Origin of the sequence: Mangrovibacter phragmitis, from assembly GCF_001655675.1 — a bacterium.
GTDB classification, from domain to species: Bacteria; Pseudomonadota; Gammaproteobacteria; order Enterobacterales; family Enterobacteriaceae; genus Mangrovibacter; species Mangrovibacter phragmitis.
The window spans coordinates 85,757-106,210 of the sequence record NZ_LYRP01000004.1 but is presented as its reverse complement, the minus strand read 5'-3'; the positions used below and the strand labels follow the sequence as shown (position 1 = coordinate 106,210).

15 protein-coding genes and 1 pseudogene are annotated in these 20,454 nt (G+C 47.8%); 4 read left to right on the top strand and 12 right to left on the bottom strand.

All coding sequences use genetic code 11. From position 1 onward, the window contains the following. Positions 1-3: 3 nt before the first annotated feature. The 4 genes from trmH to gmk are packed head-to-tail and all read right to left on the bottom strand — an operon-like array spanning position 4 to position 3,789. The gene (gene trmH / locus A9B99_RS07560) at positions 4-693 is read right to left on the bottom strand and encodes a tRNA (guanosine(18)-2'-O)-methyltransferase TrmH (protein ID WP_064596242.1); all 690 of its coding nucleotides are present in this window, start codon (positions 691-693) and stop codon (positions 4-6) included. Positions 694-699: 6 nt separating this feature from the next. Next, positions 700-2,817, bottom strand: coding sequence for a bifunctional GTP diphosphokinase/guanosine-3',5'-bis pyrophosphate 3'-pyrophosphohydrolase (spoT, locus tag A9B99_RS07555; protein WP_064596240.1), 2,118 nt, complete (start codon positions 2,815-2,817; stop codon positions 700-702). A gap of 18 nt (positions 2,818-2,835) precedes the next feature. Beyond that, a complete protein-coding gene (rpoZ, locus tag A9B99_RS07550) occupies positions 2,836-3,111 on the bottom strand; it encodes a DNA-directed RNA polymerase subunit omega (RefSeq protein ID WP_036115651.1) in 276 nt (91 codons plus the stop codon). Positions 3,112-3,165: 54 nt separating this feature from the next. Next, entirely contained in the window at positions 3,166-3,789 is a 624-nt protein-coding gene (gene gmk / locus A9B99_RS07545; RefSeq protein ID WP_064596238.1) for a guanylate kinase, read from the bottom strand. Between the two features lie 241 nt (positions 3,790-4,030). Between gmk and ligB the strand changes: the two genes are divergently transcribed. Next, the gene (gene ligB / locus A9B99_RS07540; RefSeq protein WP_064596236.1) at positions 4,031-5,731 is read left to right on the top strand and encodes an NAD-dependent DNA ligase LigB; all 1,701 of its coding nucleotides are present in this window, start codon (positions 4,031-4,033) and stop codon (positions 5,729-5,731) included. 188 nt (positions 5,732-5,919) lie between these two features. Here the strand turns inward: ligB and idi are convergent, their stop codons facing one another. The 6 genes and pseudogenes from idi to A9B99_RS07510 all read right to left on the bottom strand — a co-directional run bounded on the left by idi (position 5,920) and on the right by A9B99_RS07510 (position 10,458). After that, complete coding sequence (gene idi, locus A9B99_RS07535; RefSeq protein WP_369937474.1) at positions 5,920-6,486, bottom strand: isopentenyl-diphosphate Delta-isomerase; 567 nt, start codon at positions 6,484-6,486, stop codon at positions 5,920-5,922. A 127-nt stretch (positions 6,487-6,613) separates the two neighbouring features. Beyond that, positions 6,614-7,330, bottom strand: a complete 717-nt coding sequence (locus A9B99_RS07530) for a DUF554 domain-containing protein (RefSeq protein WP_064596234.1) — start codon at positions 7,328-7,330, stop codon at positions 6,614-6,616. A gap of 48 nt (positions 7,331-7,378) precedes the next feature. Beyond that, positions 7,379-7,963, bottom strand: a complete 585-nt coding sequence (locus tag A9B99_RS07525) for a UbiX family flavin prenyltransferase (RefSeq protein WP_064596232.1) — start codon at positions 7,961-7,963, stop codon at positions 7,379-7,381. Between the two features lie 11 nt (positions 7,964-7,974). Then, positions 7,975-8,432: pseudogene (locus A9B99_RS24140) on the bottom strand (hypothetical protein); the annotation flags it as partial. Between the two features lie 122 nt (positions 8,433-8,554). After that, positions 8,555-9,391, bottom strand: a complete 837-nt coding sequence (locus tag A9B99_RS07515; RefSeq protein ID WP_064596288.1) for a helix-turn-helix transcriptional regulator — start codon at positions 9,389-9,391, stop codon at positions 8,555-8,557. Between the two features lie 110 nt (positions 9,392-9,501). Next, positions 9,502-10,458, bottom strand: coding sequence for an AEC family transporter (locus A9B99_RS07510; protein WP_064596227.1), 957 nt, complete (start codon positions 10,456-10,458; stop codon positions 9,502-9,504). A gap of 713 nt (positions 10,459-11,171) precedes the next feature. On the opposite strand from A9B99_RS07510, the gene dmsA reads away from it, so the two are divergent. From dmsA to A9B99_RS07490, 3 genes are read left to right on the top strand one after another with little or no spacing between them, the layout of a single operon-like run. Next, positions 11,172-13,616 (top strand): dimethylsulfoxide reductase subunit A, encoded by a 2,445-nt coding sequence (gene dmsA, locus A9B99_RS07500; protein ID WP_064596225.1) that lies wholly within the window; start codon positions 11,172-11,174, stop codon positions 13,614-13,616. A gap of 10 nt (positions 13,617-13,626) precedes the next feature. Further along, positions 13,627-14,244, top strand: coding sequence for a DMSO/selenate family reductase complex B subunit (locus A9B99_RS07495; RefSeq protein ID WP_064596224.1), 618 nt, complete (start codon positions 13,627-13,629; stop codon positions 14,242-14,244). A 1-nt stretch (position 14,245) separates the two neighbouring features. Then, positions 14,246-15,109 carry a DmsC/YnfH family molybdoenzyme membrane anchor subunit gene (locus A9B99_RS07490; RefSeq protein WP_064596222.1) on the top strand — a complete coding sequence of 288 codons (864 nt, stop codon included), beginning with the start codon at positions 14,246-14,248 and terminating at the stop codon, positions 15,107-15,109. Positions 15,110-15,411: 302 nt separating this feature from the next. Here A9B99_RS07490 and A9B99_RS07485 read toward each other — a convergent pair whose 3' ends face one another. Further along, positions 15,412-18,417: a restriction endonuclease gene (locus A9B99_RS07485; protein WP_064596220.1), complete on the bottom strand. Its 3,006-nt coding sequence runs from the start codon at positions 18,415-18,417 to the stop codon at positions 15,412-15,414. A 9-nt stretch (positions 18,418-18,426) separates the two neighbouring features. Next, positions 18,427-20,439, bottom strand: coding sequence for a site-specific DNA-methyltransferase (locus tag A9B99_RS07480; protein ID WP_064596219.1), 2,013 nt, complete (start codon positions 20,437-20,439; stop codon positions 18,427-18,429). Positions 20,440-20,454 lie beyond the last annotated feature (15 nt).

Below are 20,454 nucleotides of genomic sequence, written 5' to 3'. Positions count from 1 at the left end.
GCATTATTCCGCTGACTGCATTCTGGCCCACCAACTGGCCTCTGCCTCTATTTCCCCGGCATGGTTAATCAGCGGGTAGGGCAGGCCTTTGCGTTTGGCGACTTTAGCCAGCACCGGGTAACCACCTTCAAACAAAAGCCGTTGCTGAACGCTGTCTGGCAACATACTGTTTTCCCGTGCATACATACCTGCGTTTTGGCGCTGGCGTTGTGCTTCATACAGAATGAGTGCCGATGCAACAGAAACATTTAACGACTGCACCATGCCAGTCATCGGAATGATAATGTCCTGATCAGCCAGTGCCAGCGCTTCCTGAGTAATGCCTGTTTTTTCCTGGCCCATAAGAATGCAGGTAGGGCGAGTGTAGTCGATTTCCCGAAAATCAACGGCGCTATCTGAAAGATGAGTGGCGAGGATCTGCATGCCACGCGCTTTGAGCGTTGTGACAGCGTTTTGGATAGTGCGGTGCGTTTTAACATCTACCCAGCTATTACTTCCGGCTGCTGTAGACACCGTGGTACGCAACTTGTGCCCAGGCCATACGGCATGAACTTCCTGTACGCCCACGGCATCTGCAGTACGAATGATAGCCGATACGTTATGCGGTTTATGGACCTGCTCCATGCACACAGTCAGGTCTGGCTGGCGGCGGGCGAGCATTTCGCAGATACGCGCATAACGTTGTGGATTCATAAACGCTTAATTTCTGTTGCGGTTAACTTTAATGACGTCCGGCATGACGCGGATTTTGCGCATAATATTAGCCAGATGTACGCGATCCCGGGCTGTCAGGCGAATAAATGCACTGTACACCCGCCCATCTTTCTCTTCAGTATTCAGGCTTTGAATATTAGAACCAGAAGCATTAATCGCAGCGGTCAGGTTAGCCAGAGCGCCCTGGTGGTTGAACATATCCACCTTGATTTCGGTGATAAATTCTTGCTCGGTTTCCTTATCCCACTCAACAGCCATGAATTTTTCTGGCTCTTTCTGGTATCCCTTGATGTTACGGCAGGATTCATGGTGAATAACCAGCCCTTTCCCCGGACTGACATGTGCAATAATTGGGTCGCCAGGAATTGGACGGCAGCATTTTGCAAATGTCACCATCACACCATCAGCGCCTTTTATTGGCAGGTGAGCCCGGTTTTCAGCGGATGGCGCTTGATGCTGTACACTGTTTTCACCGTGAGTCAGATTTTTTGCCACCACAACACTCATGGCGTTACCGAGGCCAATCTCTGCCAACAGGTCATCCAGAGACCCGAGCTTCATGCGTTCCAGTTCCCGTTGCAGATTCTCTGCCGGGATCTCAGCAAGCTTACGGCTCCCACCTAATGCATGGCTTAACAGGCGGCGGCCCAGGCTTACAGAGTCATCACGCTTGAGGTTCTTGAGCGCCTGGCGGATTTTAGCCCGTGCCCGCGAACTGACCACAAAGTTCAGCCATGCGGCATTAGGACGAGCCCCCGGTGCTGTGATGATTTCCACAGTTTGCCCGCTGGAAAGCGGTTGGGAAAGTGGATAAGGCTGGCGGTCTACACGGGCACCGACACAGGCATGACCAATGTCTGTGTGTACCGCATAGGCAAAATCGACGGGGGTGGCACCGGCAGGGAGCTCAACAATACGCCCTTCCGGGGTGAAAACGTAAATCTCATCCGGGAACAGATCAGATTTCACACTTTCGATAAATTCAAACGAGTTACCGGCGCTTTGTTGTAATTCGAGCAGGCTTTGCATCCAGCGCTGAGCCCGAATTTGCGCGGTAGTACTGCTTTCACCATGGCCTTTATAGGCCCAGTGCGCAGCTACCCCCATCTCCGCCATTTGGTCCATATCTTCTGTACGGATCTGGACTTCAACGGGTACACCATGGGGGCCAATCATTGAGGTATGCAATGACTGGTATCCGTTGGCTTTTGGTATAGCTATGTAGTCTTTAACCCGGCCCGGACGGGGTTTATACAGGCTGTGCATCTGCCCCAAAACACGGTAACAGGTGTCCACATCTTTAACGATTACGCGAAAAGCATAGATATCCATGATGGAATGAAAGCGTTGCTCTTTCAGCACCATTTTGCAGTAAATCGAATAAAGGTGCTTTTCCCGGCCACTGACGCGACAGGCTATACCTGCCTCTTGCAACCGCCCTTCAATTTCAGAAAGGATTTTCTGGATCATCTCTTTGCGGTTACCGCGCGCCGCTTTTACCACTTCTTTGATGACCCGATAACGGTTAGGGTAGAGTGCTTCGAAACCTAACTCTTCCAGCTCAGTTTTCAGGTGATGAATACCTAAGCGGTGAGCCAGTGGGCTGTATATTTCCAGCGTTTCCCGTGCAATACGGCGGCGTTTATCCGGGCGTAAAGATCCCAGCGTGCGCATGTTGTGGGTACGATCTGCAAGCTTGATCAGAATGACGCGGATATCCTGCACCATCGCCATGATCATTTTGCGAAAGTTTTCAGCCTGCGCTTCTTTCTTATCGCGGAATTTCAGTTTATCGAGTTTTGATACCCCTTCGACCAGTTCGGCAACAGTTTTCCCAAACAACTGTTCCATATCCTGGTAGGTTGCCGGAGTATCTTCGATAACATCGTGCAGCAGTGCCGCCATGAGTGTTTCGTGGTCGAGTTTCATTTCGGCCAGAATACAAGCTACAGCGACAGGGTGCGTTATATAGGGTTCACCACTTGAACGAGTTTGCCCCTCGTGAGCATCACGCGCAACAAGATATGCCTGCCTGAGGCGCTTAATTTGGTCCTCAGGCAAGTAATGTCGAATCAGTTGATTAAGGCTTTCAAACAGGTACAAGGGGTGCCTACAGAGTTATTAACGACGACCTTCAGCAATCGCGGTAACAGCCTGCAATTCAGCGGCTTCCTGCTCTTGCTGTTCCTGGCGTTCACGCACATCGAGGATTTGGTTGTTAATCAAACCTTCTTCGATTTCACGCAGTGCGATAACGGTGGGTTTATCGTTTTCTTCCGGTACCAGCGGATCTTTGCCGCCTGCCTGCATTTGGCGGGCGCGACGCGCAGCGACCAGTACCAGGTCAAAACGGTTACCAATTTTCTCTACAGCGTCCTGAACAGTTACGCGTGCCATATTTAAAGTGCTCCACAGGTGAAGAAATGACTGGGCATGATACTGAATCCGGGTTCAGTCTGCCAATAGTTTGCTGATTAAAGCATCATGACGTTGCTTTTGTCGCCCCATACGCAGGCGTTCAGCCCGAATGATAGTCTTTAAATCGCCCAGGGCGGTATCAAAGTCATCATTCACAATAAGGTAATCATACTCGGCATAGTGGCTCATTTCCGCAACAGCCTGAGCCATCCGGCGGGTAATGACGTCTTCACTATCCTGACCACGGCCACGCAAGCGGCGGTCCAGTTCCACTTTTGATGGTGGAAGAATGAAAATACTGCGCGCTTGCGGCATTTTGTTGCGGATTTGCTGGGCACCTTGCCAGTCGATATCCAGAAAAACATCCACACCCGTCGACAGGACTTGTTCAATAGTGTGGCGAGACGTGCCGTAGTAATTCCCAAAGACTTCCGCATGTTCCAGAAAAGCGTCTTCTGCAATCATTTGTCGAAACTCGTCATGGTTAACAAAATAGTAGTGTTCACCATGAATTTCGCCCGGGCGCGCAGAACGGGTGGTATGAGAAACGGAAACCTGTGTGTCATACAGTGGCTGAGTTTTCAGTAACGCCTGAATGAGACTGGATTTCCCCGCACCACTTGGCGCGGAAACAATATAAAGCGTGCCTTGAGCCATGAGTATTCGATTCGAAATAAAGAAGTGAGTAATACGCGCTTATTATACACAACCTCCCGCCATTACGTAGCTTTTGTCTGTTTTCAGGCTGTAATTTCTTTATTTTTCGTTCGGGATTCCTGATTTTTGTTGTGCAGAATGCAACACACCAGTTTGTTTTCGGCATGTTTCGCAAACGTATCTTTTCAACATATTCGCACTCTTTTCTGTCGCGTACAGTGCACGGACTCAGGAGGTGAGTATGAAAATAGTTTTATTACTCATTCAGTTGCTGTGCATTTCTTTCGTGCAGGCCCAGTGCCCGAACTGGTCACCCCTGCGCGCAGGCCATGAAATATCCGCGTTGTCTGCTCAGGTATCCGCGTGGGATACCGCATACTGGCAAAACGGTGTGAGTGAAATTGACGATGAACTTTATGACCAGATTCGTAGCCGCCTGGCGTTTTGGCAGCGTTGCTTTCAGTATGCGGCAGCAGGAAATGATGCCATTCAGGCTAGGCCTGGGAAGCACTGGCATCCTGTTGCTCATACAGGGGTTAAAAAGTTATCAGACATGGCTGCTGTGGCGCGCTGGATGTCAGGAAAAACGGCGTTGTGGGTACAACCTAAAGTAGATGGTGTGGCCATTACACTGGTTTATCAGGATGGAAAACCCACCCGGCTGCTTAGCCGTGGGGATGGGTTGCAGGGAGAAGACTGGAGCGACCGGATCCCGTTTCTCACCGGTTTGCCCCAAAAAACGCAAGGTTTGCTGGCCAATGCTGTGCTGCAGGGTGAGCTTTTTTTGCAGGCTGGGGTGCCTGGGCATGTGCAACAACGTGATGGTAGTTTGAATGCCAGGGCTTATGTCGCGGGTGCGATGATGCGTAAGGCACCCGGGTTACACCTTAGCCGTATTGGTCTTTTTATCTGGGCCTGGCCGGATGGCCCGCAAGAGTTGTCCCGGCAATTTTCTGTGTTATCTGAGGCTGGGTTCACTTTGACATCTGGCTGGTCACAGCCGGTGGCGTCCGTAGCTGATGTTGCGCACTGGCGTGACACATGGTTCCGTTCTCCCTTACCTTTTGCTACCGATGGCATCATTATTAGAGCAGAACATGCCGCGCCGGCAGAATACTGGCGTCCCGGTGAGAATAGCTGGCTGGTTGCCTGGAAATACCCCCCTCAACAACAAATTGCTGAGGTGAAACGGATCCATTTTACTGTTGGGCGTACAGGCAAAGTGACCGTTGTGGCAACCCTTCATCCGGTGCAAATAGATGATAAGCAGGTGAAAAAGGTTAGCCTTGGGTCCGTCCAGCGCTGGCAGGAATGGGACATCGCGCCAGGGGATCAGGTTGTAATCAGCCTGGCTGGACAGGGAATCCCCCGTCTGGATGATGTGTTATGGCGTGTGGCTGAACGAATCAAACCAGACCCACCCGATTCAACACGTTTTCATACGTTAAGTTGTTTTTCTCCTCAGCCTGAGTATTGCAAGGAGCAATTCCTTGCCCGGCTGAACGGGTTAGCACAACCTCAGGCACTTGACCTGAAAGGTTTTGGGCCGGGGCGATGGCGTGCTCTTACTGAACATCACCAATTTGAGCATATTTTTTCCTGGCTACAATTAAATGAAGAAGCCCTGGCACGAACGCCGGGTATCTCAGCCGCCCATACCGTCAATCTGTGGCAACAGTTATTGCAGGCTCGCCAGCAACCTTTTGTCCGTTGGGTCAGAGCACTGGGTGTTCCACTCCCGGAACACTATTTTCGGTCTTTTGCTGATGAACACTGGGCTCAGGTTGCACTGCGTACCCAGGCCGACTGGCAGCGCCTTGCCGGGATTGGGCCAGGGCGAGCGAAAGAGATTCTGCGTGTCGTACATTCACCCGAGGTCAGCCACCTTGTGGGTTGGCTGGGTGAGGAAGGTATCGCTGGATTCACAGATGATATTTTTTAGATATATCTTTAAGGGCGATTAATTCATTCTTCTATTATTTGTGGAAAATACATCAAACCTAAACTTCTTAACCAACAGAATTAATTGCGTTTCATCGCATTCTGCCACCGCTACGGCTTGCGGTCGTGTTAAGCCGCTTATATAACTGCTACTTGTTATTGTACAGCCGGGTGGTTTGCCCGGCATTTTTACCGCTGAGAACTGATAATATTTTTCACAAAAGTGTTCAGGGCACTGAGGGCACTGGAATCGGAAACAAGTTGTACCATCCAGGGGGAAAATACCCATGGTGTATGACGCACGGATGCAATGACATCATCCAACTGGAACCAGTGGTAATCCATCACTTCTTCAGGATGAGGTTGAACTTTATTAACGGCCAGGGCTGCATATACCGGGCAAATCTCATTTTCCATAATCCCGCTGGCATCTGTTTCACAATAACGAAAGTGTGGGCTGACGGGCGTTATGTTTTCAACATTCACCCCTGTTTCGTACAGGCAACGGCGGTGAATCGCCTCTTCCTGCGTTTCTTCCCATTGAGGGTGACCGCAAACAGAATTAGTCCACACACCAGGCCAGGCCTTTTTGGCTAATGCTCTGCGGGTCAGTAAATATTGCCCTTGTGCATTAAATATCCAACAAGAAAAAGCCAGGTGAAGCGGGGTGTTCTCATTATGCGCGGCGTACTTCTCCATGACTCCTTTTGGTTTGCCTTGGGCATTGAGCAGCACCACATGTTCTTGTTGAATCATAAAAATCTCGTATCAGGCCAGGGATATCTGGAAATGTGAAGTATAACTGATGGGCAACAATCGGGTCGGTCTGCCACATTCTGACGGAAATAGCATGGCCCTGAAACCCTGAACCATGCTTAACGTTTTATGCGACTAAGGATGCCCAAAGGTAGGAGAACGGCATCACCAGTAAGAGGCCCGGTAGCATGTTTGCTACAGGAAACAGCTTGATATTGCAGATACGCAGACCTGTCGCAATCATGATAAGGCCGCCAGCACAGGAGAAGTCAGCCATCATCTCTGGTGTAGTTATTGGTAAAATAAAGACAGCCAGCATTGCCAGCAGAATCTGAGTAATGATCTGTGGAATCGCAATGGTCAATACGGCATAACCCAGCATGGCGGCGAAAATTGCAGAGGTGAACAGATCCAGTATCGTTTTGATATACAGGATTGATGGATCACCTGTCATCCCTTCGTGCATAGCACCAAATATACCCGTGCCACTGGCACAAAATAGCACCAGGATGGCAACAAATTTCTCAGTAAATTCTTCGTGGGTTAGTCCTGTAACCGGGGGTAAAAAGCGGTTGACAATACCGCGGGTCAGGCCAGCTACTTTACCAATCCCTTTTTCAACATAGAACAATTCGCCAAGTACAGCGCCGATGACCATAGCCAGAACAACAGCGGGCATATATTTCACTTCAATGACCAATTTTATGCCCAACCCAACGGAGCATAGCCCAAAGGTTAAAGGTAGTGCGGTTCGGACACGTTCCGGAAGAATTCGACCAGCTGAGGCTCCTGCCAGGCCGCCAATTATAATTGCAGCTCCATTAACAAAAGGACCGATTAGCATTGTTGTTTCTTATCCTGTAGTACATCCCTGAAGGGGGTTTACTGTGTTTTATTTATTATGATGAAGGTTACCTTCACCCCAGCGCGGAATATTTTTCACATCCAGATCAAATAAGTCCAGAACCCGGGCCACACTGTGCGTGATAATTTCATCGGTTGTTTGTGGGCGCTGGTAGAGTGCCGGGACAGGCGGGAAAATAACCCCGCCCATTTCCGTAACTGCCTGCATATTACGCAGGTGCCCAAGGTTGAGCGGGGTTTCCCTCGTGAGAAGAACAAGGCGACGACGCTCTTTTAACACCACATCTGCTGCCCGGGTCAGTAGATTATCAGTCAGGCAGTGGGCGATAGCTCCAAGGGAACGCATAGAACAGGGCGCAACCAGCATACCCAGGGTTTTGAATGAACCACTGGATATTGACGCCCCAAGATTGCCGATGGGATGCACAACATCCGCCAGCGCCATCACCTTGTCCAGTTCGTAATCCGTTTCCAGTTCGCAGGTCCTTTCTGCACCTTTGGAAACAACAAGGTGCACTTCAAGACCTTTCCCTTGCAGTAACTCAAGGGCTTTTACGCCATACTGGAAACCGGATGCGCCACTGATCCCGATGATGATACGTTGTGTGGTCATTCAATAACTCCTTATTCGAAATCTGACAGAAAGCATTTCATATCCACTTCTTTAAATTTCGAACGTTCAAAATGCGATTTCAAACGGAACTGTGCTGCCATAGATAGCCGTGCAGGACATACCCGTTTGCAGAATCCACGGTTGTATTCTGGTGTTTGTGACAGATCCAGAGGGTGGTAGCGTACACCAGGAATAAAGATGGTATCTACTTCACCTTGATAACGAATCTGCATAGTCTACAGCACGTCGTCGCTGTTAAAGATACCAACATTTTCATCTAACATGTTTCAGTTCCGGGGAATGCAGGCATTGCTTTGCCAGAGCCGGTTTTCTGGTCTTCACAAACACGTATATTTGGCAGCGGTTTGCCTTACATAACGATTTCTGCGTGGACGATTGCACGTTCATGGATGGTTTCACATTTCACCATGTTAACAGTATGGCTGTGCAATGTGCTGGCAACACTAAGTTAGAAGATTGCTTCGTACTGGATGTCTTCCCTTTACCGCAAGTTTTTGCTCTGCGATGGTGAAAACCATTGATATGTCCTGGTTGTAAGCGTTTTTTGGGTACTTGAGCAAGGGTATTTATTCAAATAGCTTTGTGAGCACCAGAGAATATTGTTGCTATTTTGCTGGCATCTTCATCTGTTGCAGGGCTGTATACCAGCAGGCTTAAATCTGGTCGCGCATGAATGCCAAAAGATGAGTAATTCAGCGCGAGAGTCCCACAGTCTGAGCGGTGCAGGTATTTAATCCCTTCACTTAAGTCCTGTACGTTGTGTGTTTCCCAAAGGGTTGCAAAAAATGCACTTTTAGCAGAAAGCTCCTGAACCAGATGTTGTATACGTTGGCTTTCGCCAACGCGGGCAATATCAGCCCGAAACGCACCAACCACCATACGGGCCACTGCTTCCCAGTCCGCCTGATGCTGGCGTACCGGTTCATGCGAGAAGATAAGCCGCAAAATATTCCGTTGCTCAGGCTCAAGGCGTGTGTAATCCGTCAATACCAGGCGGGCTGCGTCATTCCATGCCAGTACGTCCCAGGTAAGATTTTTTATCAGCGCGGGGCAAGGGTTAAGCGTATTCAGTACATGCTGAAGATGGGTGGGTATTACCTGATTTTCCTGGTGTTTTGTCTGAGGTGGGTGACCAACACCCAATAAAAACAGATGCTCACGTTCGGTGTCTGTCAGCAACAGTGCCTGACTCAGGCGTTCGAGCACGGGAACTGAAGGTGCGCCGCCCCGGCCCTGCTCAAGCCAGGTATACCAGGTTACGCTAATACTGGCACGCTGAGCGACTTCTTCCCGGCGCAGCCCCAGAGTCCGGCGGCGTTGAGAGAGATACCCCAGTGCACGGGCATCCAGGCTTTGGCGCCGTTCTTTTAAAAAAGCACCTAATTGTTGTGAAAGGGGAAACACCATCTTCATTCACGACTCTGAGTGATATATACCAGAATGGTTATACCATGATAAGTATGTGTGGCTAACAGGATAAAATGACTCGTCCTTCACTTTTGGCTGAAAGAACCCGGTTAACCCAGGTGCAGGGTTCTTAAAATAAACAAGCCCAGAGATGTTGTGACAATTGAACCAACCATGGTCAAACCAATAATATTGGCGGCAAGTACGGCATTCCCACCCATTGCCCGAGTCATTACGTAACTGGCGGCCGCGGCAGGCGTGGCGGAAAACAGGAAGATGACGCCGAGTGTTGTTCCCTCAAAGCCACAGAGCCACCCACCGAAGGTTAATCCTGTCGGAACCACCACGACACGCGCCAGACTGGCATATAACGCCGTATTGGATGATCTAAACATACTACGCAGGTCCAGTGACGCACCGGCACACATCATGGCCAGTGGCAGTGCTGTCGCGGAAATCAGTTCACCAGTCTGAAATACAGGATGTGGGATAGAAAGGCCAGTAGCATTCCAGGCCAGCCCAAGCACCAGACTGATAATCAGCGGGTTTTTTACAACACCGCTTAAAACTGAAGCCAGTGACGGCGCTTTTTTCCCGTTCCCCTGCAAAGTGCGGGTTAATGAAATGACGGATAAAAGGTTAAACAGAATAACTGTTGTCGCCATATAGAGTGAGCCTGTAGCTATACCAGCTTTGCCATAGGCCATTGACGCATAAGCCAGGCCGACAATCGCGGTATTGGCGCGAAACCCGCCCTGAACAAAGATACCCCGCTCCTTGCGCTCTTTTACCAATAAAGGTGCAATAAGCTCAAGGAACAACCAGGATAATGTCGTCCCCAGCAGCCCGTACAAAGCCAGAGGCATATTCTGTGCCAGAGAGATTTTTTGTGTGGCGATACTGAAAAACAGTAAGCAGGGCAGCGCAACAACAAAGACAATTTTTGAGGCACCATCAATGAATGTATCGTTCATCAGCCCTGCACGACGCAATATGATGCCAGCAAGGAGTAGCAGCAGGTTGGGCAGTGTGACCCCGATAACAAAGCGCCAGGTTTCCCAGTCCATATTTTTCCTCTTATATCAAAAGCTAATAAATTATTGTTGTCATTTCAGGCGACACGCATGACAGCTACGTTTCTTAAAACGGGCCGTCAGGATGGCAAGGGACAGGGTAGACAGTGCGCATTATTTAATTTTCACAGCCTGCAGAGGGTTAATGATAACAAAAGCACTGATAAAAAGGCGACGCGACTGTATAGGTTTGTGTGGCAACAATGTAACTATTATTATGCAGTGAGCCAGGGAATGTGGCCGGGGAAAAATCTGGTAAATAATTCAGAGTTAATTGATGTTCTGAGCCTGAATAAGTCAAACCGACCACAACACACCAATCATCCCGAACGACCAGTACCCTGGTATCGTTAAGTCAACTCAGTGAGCTTACAGGCAAATTGATAAATTAAGATTTTCTATATGCCAAAAGCTTGCCAGTAAATCCGCCCAGCCATAATGCGAAAAAGATTAAAAATAATTGAGAGTGATATTCGTTATCACCATTGCTAACTATTTTTAAAGCCTGATTTTTCTGCCCGGGATCTCAGAATTACACCTTATCTACGGGTTTCAACGGCAGGATTGATAATAAGCAAACTATTGATTCCCCGGGCAGCGTAATACTCACACTGAAAAAGAAATAAACTGATAATTCAAACCATTATATAAATTCTTATATAGCGCTTGAATTGCATCAATGACGAAAATAAGCAAGGTGAGTATTTATGAGCCATAAAACCCCTGATGCTTTGCTGGAAGCAGAAGTCAGCCGACGAGGCCTAATGAAAGGGACTGCAATTGGTGGCCTGGCACTGGCTGGTAGCGCATTTTCTTTGCCCTTTTCCCGTCTGGTTTGTGCCGCAGATGTAATTGCTCCGGCAGGCTCTCAGGAAAAGGTAATCTGGAGTGCCTGTACTGTTAACTGTGGTAGCCGTTGCCCGCTACGTATGCATGTTGTTAACGGTGAAATCCGTTATGTGGAAACCGACAACACTGGCAATGATGATTACGATGGTTTGCACCAGGTTCGGGCTTGCCTGCGTGGCCGATCTATGCGTCGCCGGGTTTATAACCCTGACCGTCTGAAGTACCCAATGAAACGAGTGGGCAAACGGGGGGAAGGGAAATTTAAGCGCATTAGCTGGGATGAAGCTTATGACATTATCGCCAGCAACACACAGCGCCTGATTAAAGACTACGGTAACGAATCTATCTACCTTAATTATGGTACCGGGACGTTGGGCGGCACGATGACCCGCTCCTGGCCACCAGGAAAAACACTGATTGCCCGCCTGATGAACTGCGTGGGTGGCTACCTGAACCATTACGGTGATTATTCAACAGCCCAAATTGCAGCCGGGCTGAACTACACCTACGGTGGTTGGGCAGATGGTAACAGCCCGTCTGACATCGAAAACAGCAAACTGGTCGTATTGTTTGGTAACAACCCGGGCGAAACGCGCATGAGTGGTGGCGGGGTGACCTACTATGTTGAACAGGCCCGCCAGAAATCTAATGCGCGAATGATTATTATCGACCCGCGCTATAATGATACAGGCGCCGGGCGTGAAGATGAGTGGATCCCTGTCCGGCCTGGGACTGACGGTGCGTTGGCTACGGCAATTGCCTGGGTTTTGATTACTGAGAACCTCGTCGACCAGGCATTCCTTGATAAATACTGTGTTGGTTATGACGAAAAAACATTGCCACCTGGTGCGCCCGCAAACAGCCATTACAAAGCCTATATACTTGGGCAAGGCAACGACGGCGTGGCGAAAACACCTGACTGGGCGGCACCCATCACCGGTATTCCGGCCTCGCGTATCATTCAACTGGCACGAGAGATCGGTTCAGTAAAACCGGCTTTTATTTCTCAAGGATGGGGGCCACAACGCCACTCCAATGGGGAACTGGTTTCCCGGGCTATCGCCATGCTGCCGATTTTGACCGGTAACGTGGGTATTTCCGGGGGCAACAGTGGTGCTCGCGAAGGGTCTTATGAAGTGCCATTCGAACGGATGCCAACGCTTGATAATCCGGTGCAAACCAGCATTTCAATGTTTATGTGGACCGATGCGATTGAGCGCGGACCTGAAATGACGGCCATTCGTGATGGTGTGCGCGGGAAAGACAAACTGGATGTTCCCATCAAGATGATTTGGAACTATGCCGGTAACTGCCTGGTGAACCAGCACTCGCAAATTAACCGCACTCACGAAATTCTTCAGGATGAGAAGAAGTGTGAAATGATTGTGGTGATTGATTGCCATATGACTGCCTCGGCAAAATATGCCGATATTTTATTGCCAGATTGTACCGCGTCTGAACAGATGGATTTCGCGCTGGATGCCTCTTGCGGAAATATGTCCTATGTGATTTTTAATGACCAGGTCATTAAGCCGCGTTTTGAATGCAAAACTATTTATGAGATGACCAGCGCCCTGGCAAAACGCCTGGGTGTGGAAGAGAAATTTACCGAAGGGCGTACTCAGGAAGAGTGGATGCGCCATCTCCATGAGCTGTCGCGCAAAGCGATTCCTGATTTGCCGTCTTTCGAAACTTTCCGTGAACAGGGGATTTTTAAACAGCGTGATCCTGAAGGGCATCACGTTGCGTACAAAGCTTTTCGTGAGAACCCTGTGGCCAATCCGCTCACCACACCTTCCGGGAAAATTGAAATTTACTCCGCACAACTGGCTGAGATCGCCGCGACCTGGCAACTGGATAAAGGCGATGTGGTCGACCCGCTGCCTGTTTACAGTGCCGGGTTTGAAAACTATGACGACCCATTAGCAAAACAGTGGCCGTTGCAATTAACCGGTTTTCATTACAAAGCCCGCACACACTCAACCTACGGCAATGTGGACGTTTTAAAAGCCGCCTGCCGCCAGGAGATGTGGATTAACCCCAGGGATGCTCAGGCTCGCGGCATCGCTAACGGTGATCGCGTGCGGATTTTTAATGGCCGGGGAGAGGTTCACATTGAGGCAAAAGTGACGCCACGTATTTTACCCGGTGTTGTCGCTCTGGGTGAGGGAGCCTGGTACTCCCCGGATAGCCAAAGGGTCGATCAGGCTGGCAGCATCAACGTACTGACAACCCAACGCCCGTCACCACTGGCAAAAGGCAACCCGTCACACACTAACCTCGTCCAGGTTGAAAAGTTGTAAGGAGTAACCGATGACAACCCAGTATGGATTTTTTATTGATTCCAGTCGGTGCACCGGTTGCAAAACCTGTGAGCTGGCCTGTAAAGATTACAAAGACTTAACGCCGGATGTGAGTTTTCGTCGCATTTATGAATATGCGGGAGGTGACTGGCAGGAAGATAACGGTGTCTGGCATCAAAATGTGTTTGCTTACTATTTATCTATTGCCTGTAACCATTGCGAGGATCCGGCCTGTACGAAAGTGTGCCCCAGTGGCGCGATGCACAAGCGGGAAGATGGCTTTGTCGTGGTCAATGAAGATGTATGTATTGGCTGCCGTTACTGCCATATGGCATGTCCTTATGGGGCACCGCAATACAATGCCGCCAAAGGGCATATGACCAAGTGTGATGGCTGTTATTCCCGTGTTGCACAAGGCAAAAAGCCGATTTGTGTCGAATCTTGCCCACTCAGGGCGCTGGATTTTGGGCCAATTGAGGAACTGCGTAAGAAATATGGTGAGCTGGCGGCAGTTGCACCATTGCCGTCTGCACACTTTACGAAACCGAGTATTGTCATAAAACCTAACGCCAACAGCCGCCCTACGGGGGATACCAGCGGTTATCTGGCAAACCCGAAGGAGGTGTAAAATGGGTAACGGATGGAGTGAATGGCCACTGATGCTGTTTACTGTGCTGGGGCAGTGTGTGGCAGGTGGTTTCATTGTTATGGCACTGGTGCTGCTGTGTACCAGTCCCGGCGCAGAACGGCAGAAGAGAGTCACTCTCGCAATGTTGGGCCTGTGGGTATTGATGGGAATCGGGTTTATTGCCTCCATGATGCACCTGGGCTCACCCATGCGGGCATTTAACTCGTTAAACCGGATAGGCGCTTCGGCTCTGAGTAATGAAATAGCCAGTGGCTCACTCTTTTTTGCTATTGGCGGTATTGGCTGGTTACTGGCGGTCGTTAATAAGCTTTCTCAGCCGCTGCGAACATTATGGCTGGTGGTAACCATGGTGCTGGGTGTGGTGTTTGTCTGGATGATGGTAAGGGTTTACAACACGATAGATACAGTGCCAACCTGGTATTCAATATGGACTGGGTTACGCTTTTTCCTGACTATGTTGATGGGTGGACCATTACTTGGCTATCTGCTGCTGCGCATAGTGGGGGTTGAAGGCTGGGGTATGCGCCTGTTGCCTGCGGTTTCCCTGGTTGCTTTGCTGGGGAGTGCGGTGGTGGCGGTAATGCAGGGGAGTGAACTGGCAACGATTCACAGTTCCGTGCAACAAGCTCAGGCGTTAGTTCCGCAATATGGTGCACTGATGGCATGGAGCCTGCTGTTGCTGGCCGCCGCGCTGGTGTGTTGGGTGGTACCACAGTTAAAAGGGTATTACCCTGCCGTGCCTGTCTTGTCACTGGCTTTTGTTCTGGTGCTGGTAGGTGAACTGATTAGCCGCGGCGTGTTCTATGGCCTGCATATGACAGTCGGTATGGCAATCGCCGGTTAACCCTGCATTTGCCATTAGCTTAAATAAGAAGCCCATAGTGATATGGGCTTCTTATTTTTAGCTGAGATATTATTCGATATTCTGGATCTGCTTGTAAACTTAAAAAATTTGTTAAATAAAAACAATTGTTTAAGTTTTAGTAAGGTGATTTTTCTATATTTATTACCCAATTTACTACCCATAAGAGAGTTGTTTAATTGGTTTGTGCAGAAAGAACATTGAGCTTTCCCTCCTCATACCTATTAAGGTGGGAAAGCTGGGAAAGTGGGAAACAAAATAACCCACCTTCATTGTAAAGTTAATTAGCCATGCAATGCTTCTGCTAAATTCGTGACCACATCGTAATTCACGCCGATTGCAGCAAAATGCTTCTCGCCGCAGGCAATTTTATCTTGCTCGGACTCGCGTAGTTCTTTGCGGTTACGTGTACTTTTGGTTTCTCGTACCAGATACAGTTTTTCTTCACCCTCTGTCACCAATGCCCAGTCAGGGTTATAGGGACCAACGGGGGTATCTATCTTAAAGCTGGCGGGTAGTTTGCAGTAAAACTTGATCCGCTCGTCATTATCACAAGCTTTAGCAAACTCACGTTCAACTTCTGAATCGTACTCAACGAAATCAAATAGTGTCTTATCTTGGTTTTGCACTTCGTACAGATTATTCAAGTAGCGGGTTATCCCGCGTTCGGCCTCTTGTTCGATGTTGTGCATTTCATAAACACTACCACCGACCTTTTCATACTCGATACCTTGCACTGTCACGTGATGCAAAACATCCTGAATACACTGGGTAACTTGGTTAATAAACACTTGCGGATTCTCAAGAAAGTCCTTTAACCTGCCACTGCTTTTGAGTATCTCTACTAAAGTGTGGCGAGTCAGCTCAGTACTGTTTTGCAGATAAGCCAATAGATCGGGCAAATCCGGTGACTGGCTTATTTCTCGCACGCCGCCAGAAATTTGCTCCCCTTCGATCCCGGCCTTGTTGGTATCTAATCGATAGACTTCAGTTGTTATCCGTGAGCGGTGAATTGGCGGCATTTCCGCAATGGCTTTAGCTGCCGCTTTAACCAGCTCATCGGTATCAAAGGTCACGCGGAATCGAGTTCGCTGGCTTATGCGCTCCCAAAGCTCTCTGAATGTCGGGTCTAGCGTAACGTTTTTACGAAGTGTTAGCGTGCGTTTGTCCCGCGCATTAACAATTCTATTCTTAAACACGTATTTATTTATTTCATCCGTGACCTGTGGTCGCATGTGTGCCCATTCTGGTGGGAGGTCGAGAATGAAGTGAGGATTCTTAGGATCGAATTTATCCGTCACCCTACCTTCTGCATCCAGATAGCCATTTTTTTGTAACGAGTTAAAAATCGCTTCTGAGGCTTCTTGTCCAATATTCACAAATTGACTAGCGTCAGGATTAGCCAACTTAGCAAATGCATTGATACCCAATTTACCAAAGCCTATGCCGTAGTCTTCCTCATACTCAGTCTGCAGTTGCTTAGCGAAATCATCGTATGATTCGTTAGCTATCACGGTTAGTCTGTTCACCGAAGCATCATGAACACGTTCGCCGTTTTGGTTTACAGGCAAACGTAAGCCTCGGCCAATTTCCTGACGTTTTCTATCAGTGCTTTTGGTTTCGTTTAACGTACAAATTTGGAACACATTGGGGTTATCCCAACCTTCGCGTAAAGCTGTGTGGGAGAAGATAAAACGCAGAGGCTCGTCAAGAGACAGCAAGCGTTCCTTATCGCGCATGATCAATGAATAGGTATCTTCATCGTCTTTAGTCTTGCCCGTGGTGTCCTTAGCTATGCCTTTTTTGTCTTGCGAAAAATAGCCGTTGTGAACCTCTGCTACAGGAAAATTTAACAGTCCACGATACAAGGGTTTCTGTGTTAGTTCGTTGTATGCTTCTTCAAACCAAAGCCCCAGCTTGCCTAAACTGGTTGTGCCGTCGTCATTGTATTCGCGGTAGTTGGATACTTTATCGATAAAAAACAGAGAAAGGACTTTGATGCCTTTACCTTTAACTGCAAGTTCTTTCTTTAGATGCTGCTCTACGGTTTCATAAATCTGCGCTCGCATCAGCTCACCGTCTAAGCCACCGAGTTGCTCACCCAATCGTAATACTTGACCATTTGCGAACTCAACATGTTCGATCCCCGGCTCACAACTAATGTTTCTAATGTGCCAACCAAACTGATATTCCTGTCTAAAGTTAGATTTAAGATGCAAATCATCATCTTGCTTAACGGTAACCAGCTTTTTCTTTGGTCCGGTTTTATCCTGCACATTAATTTGTAGCTTAGCTTTAATGCCGTTTTTGTTATCCACTTCTTTTAAAGCGACGAATGTATTGTTGAAGCTTTGCTCTTCAACCATGCTGGCGACTTCAATGCGTTTCACCAACTTAAGATCATAGGCTTCTATCGGCCCCAAGCTATACAGCAAGTTATAAGGGTTCTTGTGCGTTGCAGAATAACGCAAGGTACAAAGCGGATTCAGGTTGTGCAGGGCTTCAGAACGCTTGGTTTGGTCTTTTCTAGTATCGCCTTCAACCGACTGAGGTTCGTCGATAATGACTATCGGGTTAGCTGCACGAATAAAGTCGATGGGTTTGTTGCCACTCAGCTTGTCTTGCTCACGGTTGATAATATTTTGCTCTTTCTCAAAAGCCTGAATATTGATCACCATGATCTGGATTTTGTTACTCGAACCAAACTGGCGCACCTGTCCTAGTTTGGACGGGTCATAGACAAAATGGTCGAATGGAACATGGTCGTAAAGCTCTCGAAAGTGCTCTCGCATAATATGAATGCTTTTCAGCACCCCTTCGCGGATCGGCACACTCGGCACTACGATGATGAACTTGGTAAACCCATAGGTTTTATTGAGTTCAAATAAGGTACGCAGGTAAACGTAAGTTTTACCCGTGCCGGTTTCCATCTCGACCGAGAAATGCGGCACCTGCTTTTTAAGCTTATAAGTGCCTTTTTCATCTTCCAGCTCTAAGTCAAGCGAGGTACTGAGCAGTTCATCGGCGAGAACAACATTGTTGATTTCCTGTACTTTACGCAGGTTTCTGAGCAGAAGTTCCTGTGTGAGTACTAATTGGTTTGAAACGGCAACGATACCGCTAAATCCGTCACCGTCCAATGAAAGCTGACTGCCCCCGGTCTGTTGTCCAACTGAAACAGTAAACGCATCCTGCGCTAAAGGCTGCTCTTCAAAAAGATCAACAACTGCCTTAACAGCATGTTTTTGATAGTCGAGGGTGGCATTAAATTTAAGTTTTAATAAAGACATAATCCCCCCTTAAACAACTTTGAAGACCATTTCGGCTTCGCTATCTTGCGAGCGGGCTTTAAACGCCTGTGCAGTGTTGGCTTTTAGCTGATCATTACCTTGGAAACCTTTATCCAAGCAGATGAATTGCATTGGTTCTAATGAAATTACTGCGTCGATGAGTTCGGTAGTAAGCTGATCTTCAAGGCATATTAGTAGTGCATCGTGAGCAACTGAAAATACACATTTTCCACACAAAACTAACTTTTTAATTGATTCAGTCGGTTCAAATCCTGCTTTAAGTAAAATCTCGTACAAAATGTCTGTTTGGGAAGCATCAACAACAACATTATTCACTGCTAGTTCTAGTGCTATTTGAAGTTGCGAAACATTCTCCTCGCGTGTTGCTCTCCATCCCTTAAAGTTTGACTCACTAAGTTTGAAATACCGAAACCCCTTATCAAATTTTGACTGCGGAAAATCTTCACTAAGCCTTTTAGCCGCTTTCCGAATTCTATCGGCACTTATATCTGAAATTTTCTTATATCCGAGAGAGTAAGGAATAGATTTTTCGTCACATTTTTCAGGAAGTTGGACAAGTATAAATTTCCTTTTTTCACCATTTTGTGCATTGATTTTCATTGTAGCGTGAGCAGTTGTCGCACTACCTGCGAAAAAGTCCATGACTATATCTTCGTCCTCAGTTAAATATCTAACTAATTGAAATAAGTCACTAACAGGCTTTGGATTGTCAAATACTCTATTTCCATTAAATAACTCGACGAATTCGTTTGTTGCTGTTTGCGCATAACTGTAATGAACACTTGTCATCACTTGATCTTGGTTTTCAAATAAGTTGGTTCTTATCCTCGGAACTGTCGTTTCATCCGGTCCGAAGACAATTCGTCCTCTCTCAAACTCTTCCCAAAATCTTAAGGAATTTGGATATCTCCATCCGCTAGTTGGAAGTTTGCAAGGGCGTTTAGTCTTGGGATGTAAAATCTCATACTTTGGTCCATTTCCTCCCGGCCAATTTATATTTCCGTCATCCCGATATGGTCCATTTTCATCAACTTTTCTGAATCTTTTTATAGGCTTACGCGGGTCGTCATCGGAAATGGTAGAGTAATAGTTCAACAATTCCTCACGCACGGAGTCCCAATTTTCGTTGTTTTTTACTCTCCATTCTTCAAACAACTCTCTAAGCTCGTCAACGCCTTCTTTTGGTGCTCTAAATATTTTTCCTTGTTCTTGCAAGTAACCAGCATTTTTGAAGTACACCAGCATGTACTCATGACCAACAGAAAAATACTTTGCATCATTTTTTCTATTCCTGTCCCATACTAGTGTGGCCGCAAAATTTTCCTCACCAAATACATCGTTGCACAAGTTCCTTAGATTAGTAACTTCATTGTCATCAATGGAAATTACAATGATTCCGTCATCTCTGAGCAGATTTTTAGCCGTGAACAATCGTGGGAACATCATATTTAACCATTTAGTATGGTAACGTCCCTCTGATGCCGTATTGTTTGCAAACTTTCTACCCTTATCATCCAGCATTCCGGCATAATCTAAATAGGTATCTAAGGTTTCCTGATAATTATCTGGATAGATAAACTCGTTGCCAGTATTGTACGGCGGGTCGATATAGATCATTTTCACCTTGCCGTAATAGCTCTTTTGCAAAAGCTTTAGTACTTCAAGGTTGTCACCTTCAATAAATAGGTTTTTGGTGGTATCCCAGTCCACAGACTCGTCCGAACAGGGTTTTAAGGTTGCTCGGCTTGGCTCCTGGATCACTTTCATGCAGTCTCGCTTTCCCGGCCATTCCATACCATAACGCTCGCGTCTTCCCTCGTAGATATCAGAGAAGGTCCCTAATTCGGCCTTAAGGCGTTCAAAGTCAATGGATGACACAACGTTGCCGCCAGTATCTTTGGTTTCGGTAAACACACCGGGGAATAATTGTTTTAGTTGATCACGACGTTGAGCGGCAATATCTAGGCTTTCCCCACTCATCACTTCTGGCTTATGTGTCATCTTGTTTTCACTCTT